Source organism: Bacillus sp. GMs2/2 (genome assembly GCF_050172095.1).
Classification (GTDB): Bacteria; Bacillota; Bacilli; order Bacillales; family Bacillaceae_G; genus Bacillus_A; species Bacillus_A cereus.
Window position 1 is genome coordinate 1 of record NZ_JBNLYE010000262.1, and the last position, 5,854, is coordinate 5,854.

Here is a 5,854-nt window from a genome sequence, read left to right on the forward strand (position 1 = left end):
TTAAGTGGGGGAGTGTTCATATGCTATAATGTAGAAACATATAGGTATAAGGAGAGGTACGAAATGATTCCAGTAACAATATTAACTGGTTTTCTTGGGTCAGGGAAAACGACTTTATTAAATCGTATTTTATCAGAAAATCACGGTAAGAAATTAGCAGTGATTGTAAATGAAATAGGGCAAATTGGCATTGATAATCAGTTGATTATGAATGTGGAAGAAGAAATTATGGAAATGACAAATGGATGTTTATGTTGTACTGTACGTGAAGATTTACTCGTCGCTTTAAAACAATTACTGGACGTAAAAGCAGAAGGGAAAATGGATTTTGATGGTTTAGTAATTGAAACGACTGGCCTTGCAAATCCAGGGCCGATTATTCAAACATTCTTTTTAGATCCAGTCATCCAATCTGCTTACCAAATTAACGGTGTTGTAACGGTGGTAGATAGTTATCATATACATAAACATTTTGAAAAAGGATTAGAAACAAAAGAGCAAATTGCGTTTGCTGATGTCGTTTTAGTAAATAAATTAGATTTAATTGAAGAGAATGAGAAAGAAAATCTCTTGCATGAAATTCAAGGGATTAACCCGACTGCAAAGTTAATTGAGGCGACTAACTGTGAGGTAGATATACCATCTTTATTACAAATCCAAACGTTTAAAACGAAAGATACGTTGCAAATTTACCCTCATAAAGAACATAACCACTTAGAAGGTGTGAAATCATTTGTATTACGTGAAGAACGTCCGCTGGATTTACAAAAGCTTAATGAGTGGATGTCAGCTGTCGTTCAAGAGCTAGGGGAATATTTATATCGTTACAAAGGAATTTTATCGATAGACGGAGTAGATAAACGTATCGTTTTCCAAGGCGTACATACGTTATTTGCTGCTTCGTATGATAGAGAGTGGCAAGAGGGCGAAGAGCGAGTAAGTGAAGTAGTTTTTATCGGAAGAGATATTAATAAAGAGTGGTTCCAAGAACATTTCGAGGAGTGTGTGAAATAAGTCTGCGTAAATTGCAGGCTTATTTTTTATGAACATTCTATTAGATTGCAAAACAGAATTAAATAAGGGAAAGAAACTAAAAATTGATAAATGTATAATAAAAAGCCTGTTTTCACAGGCTTGTATTTTCGTCTATTAGTAACTCCATTACAACACCTACAACTGGACCTTCATCATCAATATCCCCATTTAAGCGGAAACCAAATGATTCATACAGTCCCATTGCAAGTTTGTTGTCTGGATGTAAACTTAAGTAAATTATTTTGCATTCAAATTTTTCTTGTAAGAATTGAATGAGTAAGCGAAGGAAACGTTTTGCGTATCCTTTTCCTTGATATTGTTGGTCAATCATAAAGCGATCGAGCCAGACACTTTTATGTTTTACTGAATACCATCCATACATTGCGTATCCTACAAGTGTTTCTCCATCATATAAACCTACTGACGTTCCGTTTCCTTCATATAATGATTCTGCTAAAGAAAACGCGTTACTTTCAATAAATTGTTGCTGATCTTTTGCGACGTCTAAAGCAACTACTGAACGCCAATTTTTTGCTGTTACTTCACAAATGTGAAGATTCATAATTCCAACTCACCTTCTAAATTAATATAGCTTTAAAGCTAATATGGATAATTTTACTTGTTATTTTAGTCAAGTCAAGCATAAATACATAAAAAGGCAGCTGAATAACAAATTCAGCTGCCTAGAAAGTATAATGGATTAGTTTGTTGCTTCTTTCAATGTATTTACGTTTTCTTCCATTAAAGTGAAGTAATCTTTATTATTTTTTGCATCATCTTCAGAAATAGTAGCTAAGTGATTTAAGCGTAAAACTTTTGTACCAGTTTCTTTTTGAATTACCGATGCTACTTTTGGAGTAGAGAATGTTTCGAATAAAATATATTTTAGATTATGTTCTTTTACTGTTTTTGTAATGTCAGCAAGCTGCTTTTGAGATGGTTCATCAGAAGCTGAAATTCCAGCGATAGGAATTTGTTTTAGGCCGTATCGTTGTTCCCAGTAACCATAGGCAGCATGAGAAACTAAAATTTCTTTCGTTTTTGCGTTCGCTACAGCTGCCTTAAATCCATCGTCTAAATCAGTAAATTTAGTTTGAAGTGCTGCAAAGTTTTTTTCGAATTCTTGTTTATGTTCAGGTTGTAATTCTACAAGTGCATTTTTAATTTTTTCTGCCTGTTTCATTGCTAGAGTAGGATCTAACCAAACATGCGGGTCTTTATCGTGATGATGTTCATCTTCTTTATGGCCATCTCCATGATCATGATGCTCTTCTTCAGTAGAAGCACGAAGCTCAATACCTTTAGATGCATTTACAATTTTAACATTTTCTTTTTGTAATGTTTTTTCCATTTTTTCAGCAAATGGTTCTAATTCAGCGCCGTTATAAACAAATAAATCGGCTTTTGCAACTTGTACTGTTTGTTTTTGACTTGGTTCAAATGTATGTGAATCTGCACCCGGTGGGTAAATCGCTTCAACATTTACATAGTCGCCACCGATTTTCTTTGCGAAATCAGCAAGTGGGAAAATCGTTGTATAAACTGTTAGCTTTCCATCTTTCTTGGCATTACTTTCTTTTTTATTTGAGCAGCCAGCGAAAATTAAGGTGAAAATAAGTAAGAATGAAAATATAGTCAATCTTTTAGGCATGAAGTTCTCCTCTTTTCTTTTTTTACGGATATATTTTCCCCAATTATAGAAGAAAAATATCATTTTAATACAAAACGGAATAATTACGTTTTAGTTTGCGAACTTAGTGTAATACATCTTTAATAAAGTTGCAATAAATAATAATCATTCCGATTTGTTTTTGTTATAAAGTTGTCAAATATAGGTGTATTATTTTTGCAAATGCATGCATATGTGACAACGCTGTTTTCATATATTGAAAAGGAGGTAAAGAGGGGGATGAGCGCTTGGGTTACTTAATGGAAGCTATTTTATTAATATTAGCGGTAGTATTGCCATTATCTTTCGTATTAATTTTTTTAAGAAGATTAATAAGTAATTTAGGGGACGCTACAACAATAACGAAATTACAAGAGAGAGATGAGAAAAAAGAGTGAGTAAAGCACTATGCGTACGCATAGTGTTTTACTTGTGGTAAAATAAGAGCAGGAAACTCCTAAAGGTTGTATTTTACTAAAGGAGAGAAAAGTAAAATAAGAGGTATATGCATATATGAATAAGCGAACAGCGTTAATACTTGGTGCAAGTGGTTTAGTTGGACAAGAGATAACGCGTCTATTACTTGAATCAGATTACTACGATTCGGTTACTATTTTTGTAAGAGAGCCAATGCAATTGCAACATGAGAAGTTACAGCAGAAACAAGTTGATTTTTCGGTATTAGAGGAATATAAAGAGTTCTTTGCTGTGGATGATGTTTTTAGTTGCTTAGGAACAACAATAAAAAAAGCAAAAACAAAAGCAAATTTTAAAAAAGTAGATTATGAATATACGTTACGAGCTGCGTGTTTAGCTGAAAAACAAGGGGTACAAAATTTCCTTGTCGTGTCTTCTATGGGAGCGAATCCTAAATCATTCTTCTTTTATTCACAAGTGAAAGGAAAAATGGAAGAAGAATTGCAAAAGTTAGTGATTGGTGGTATTCACATTTTTAGACCATCATTATTAGTAGGAAATCGACAAGAATTTCGTTTCGGCGAACGAATGGCTGAAAAGTTATCTCGTATTATTCCGTTTATCTTTAAAGGAGCTTTTAAAAAATATAAACCAATTTCAGCTAAAGATGTGGCGAAAGGGATGTATATAACCGCGCTGCGAGAAGAATCAGGTATCCATACTTATAATTCAAATGAAATTACAACGATAGAATAAATAAAACCGAGAAGAATGACTTTTACTGAAAGACGAAGGAAATAGGGTTTTAGTCTTGGATTAACAGTAAATACATGTTGTTTAACACTTATACTAAAATGAAAGAAGAGTGGGGAATCCACTTCTTTTATCACGCCAATTTATGATCTTAATTCTATTTTTATCCCTCATACGTCCCAAATACGCCTGATTTTATGGTACAGAAATGTTAAAAGAACATAAATCTGAGATGATCGGAATGTCAGCTGATGCGATTCAAAAGCTGAAAGAAACAATTTCAATAGATGCCTCTATTGCTAGGGAAAATGACATTTTCTTATCCAAAATTGTGGTTGTGGTAATTGGTTTAGGATTAAAATTATGCTTAAAAAACAAAAAAGATATGGGTTTCTAAATAAAATTTGAACTTTAAGATTAGGTTAGATTAGAAATGGATAATTAGTCCTTTGATCTAAAATATTTTTTTGGGAGAAAATTAATGATATTTTATTAATAGTAAAGTTCTTGCTCTAATATGTTTGCCAAACGTAGATAAAGTATGTTTAATCAATATTCGGAATGAAAACTCTAGATTTTCTATGTTACATAGAAAATCTAGAGTTTTTTTATAACCTATAATTACATAAGTTTTATCATTTTTGCACCAGAAACGATAATCCCTACATTTATCAGCCCATTTGGTTAAGGCATCGAATAGACCTTACGTTTACCATCGCGATTTCTGATAACTTACATGTAGAGGTATCACTCAATATAACAAAAATGTAATGTTAATGAAATGTAATTCCACCGATACTATTAATGAAATTATATAAAATGAAGGGGAGTTAAAGAATTTTTATAATGAAAAAGGAGAAGTATTAATGCGAAATATATTAAGTGTAGAAAAAATTGAAAAATATTATGGTAATAAAGATAATGTAACAAAGGCTATAGATAATATTAGTTTTAAGGTAGATGAGGGAGAATTTGTTGGGATAATGGGGCCCTCAGGAAGTGGCAAAACGACATTACTTAACTGTATATCAACGATTGATAATGTTACGACGGGAAAAATAATAATCAATAATAGTGACATTACTCGGTTAAAATCAAAGTCACTAGACAAGTTTAGAAAAAATGAATTAGGGTTTGTATTTCAGGACTTTAATTTATTAGATACTCTTACTGCTTATGAAAATATTGCCCTAGCTTTAACTATAAAAGGTGAGGAAAGTTCAAAAATTGATGGCAAAATACAAGCAGTTGCAAAATATTTAGACATTGAACAAGTATTAAGCAAATACCCTTATCAAATATCAGGTGGACAAAAACAAAGGGTTGCTTCGGCAAGAGCTATCGTAACAGATCCATCTTTAGTACTTGCAGATGAACCAACAGGTTCGTTAGATTCTAAATCAGCTAGATTATTACTCGAAAGATTTGAAAGTCTTAATAAGGATTTAAAAGCTACAATACTTATGGTTACTCATGATGCATTTACAGCAAGCTATGCTCGTAGAATTCTTTTTATTAATGATGGCAAAATATTTATCGAGTTGGTAAGAGGAAATGATTCCAGAAAAGAATTCTTCACTAAAATTATCGAAGTTATAACCCTTCTTGGAGGTGACGATAATAATGTACTCTAAGATTGCTATTGGGAATGTAAAGAAAAGTTTTAAAGATTATGCGATATATTTCTTAACACTAACACTGGCTGTTTGTATATTTTATAGCTTTAACTCAATAGAATCACAAAAGGCACTTATGGAAATTAACGCTTCAGATAGAAAGTATGTGCCAACAGTAATGAACGCTATCTCAAATGTGTCAGTATTTGTATCAGTAATATTAGGTGGTTTAATATTGTATGCAAATAATTTCTTAATTAAAAAACGTAAAAAAGAATTAGGAATATACATGACTTTAGGTATGGGAAGAAGAAACATATCCAGAATATTAGTAACAGAGACATTTCTAGTTGGCATTATATCT

At 32.1% G+C, this 5,854-nt stretch carries 8 protein-coding genes; 6 read left to right on the forward strand and 2 right to left on the reverse strand.

Features of this window, described 5'->3' with window-relative positions; translation table 11 throughout:
- Positions 1–63: 63 nt before the first annotated feature.
- Positions 64–1,014 (forward strand): GTP-binding protein, encoded by a 951-nt coding sequence (locus ACQGS6_RS21830; RefSeq protein ID WP_326318991.1) that lies wholly within the window; start codon positions 64–66, stop codon positions 1,012–1,014.
- Between the two features lie 112 nt (positions 1,015–1,126).
- Here ACQGS6_RS21830 and ACQGS6_RS21835 read toward each other — a convergent pair whose 3' ends face one another.
- Together ACQGS6_RS21835 and ACQGS6_RS21840 are read right to left on the reverse strand one after the other, a co-directional pair.
- Positions 1,127–1,597 (reverse strand): GNAT family N-acetyltransferase, encoded by a 471-nt coding sequence (locus ACQGS6_RS21835; protein WP_001048677.1) that lies wholly within the window; start codon positions 1,595–1,597, stop codon positions 1,127–1,129.
- Between the two features lie 138 nt (positions 1,598–1,735).
- A complete protein-coding gene (locus tag ACQGS6_RS21840; protein ID WP_001126151.1) occupies positions 1,736–2,686 on the reverse strand; it encodes a metal ABC transporter substrate-binding protein in 951 nt (316 codons plus the stop codon).
- Between the two features lie 266 nt (positions 2,687–2,952).
- Here ACQGS6_RS21840 and ACQGS6_RS21845 point away from each other — a divergent pair, with 266 nt between their 5' ends.
- The 5 genes from ACQGS6_RS21845 to ACQGS6_RS21865 all read left to right on the forward strand — a co-directional run.
- Entirely contained in the window at positions 2,953–3,102 is a 150-nt protein-coding gene (locus ACQGS6_RS21845) for a hypothetical protein (protein ID WP_000540932.1), read from the forward strand.
- 115 nt (positions 3,103–3,217) lie between these two features.
- Complete coding sequence (locus tag ACQGS6_RS21850) at positions 3,218–3,877, forward strand: oxidoreductase (protein ID WP_001042736.1); 660 nt, start codon at positions 3,218–3,220, stop codon at positions 3,875–3,877.
- A gap of 238 nt (positions 3,878–4,115) precedes the next feature.
- Positions 4,116–4,271, forward strand: coding sequence for a hypothetical protein (locus ACQGS6_RS21855; protein ID WP_170965743.1), 156 nt, complete (start codon positions 4,116–4,118; stop codon positions 4,269–4,271).
- Positions 4,272–4,740: 469 nt separating this feature from the next.
- Positions 4,741–5,508: an ABC transporter ATP-binding protein gene (locus tag ACQGS6_RS21860; protein ID WP_069604209.1), complete on the forward strand. Its 768-nt coding sequence runs from the start codon at positions 4,741–4,743 to the stop codon at positions 5,506–5,508.
- On the forward strand, positions 5,498–5,854 hold a 357-nt coding region (locus ACQGS6_RS21865; RefSeq protein WP_426965596.1), incomplete at its 3' end, for an FtsX-like permease family protein. The genes ACQGS6_RS21860 and ACQGS6_RS21865, both read left to right, overlap by 11 nt.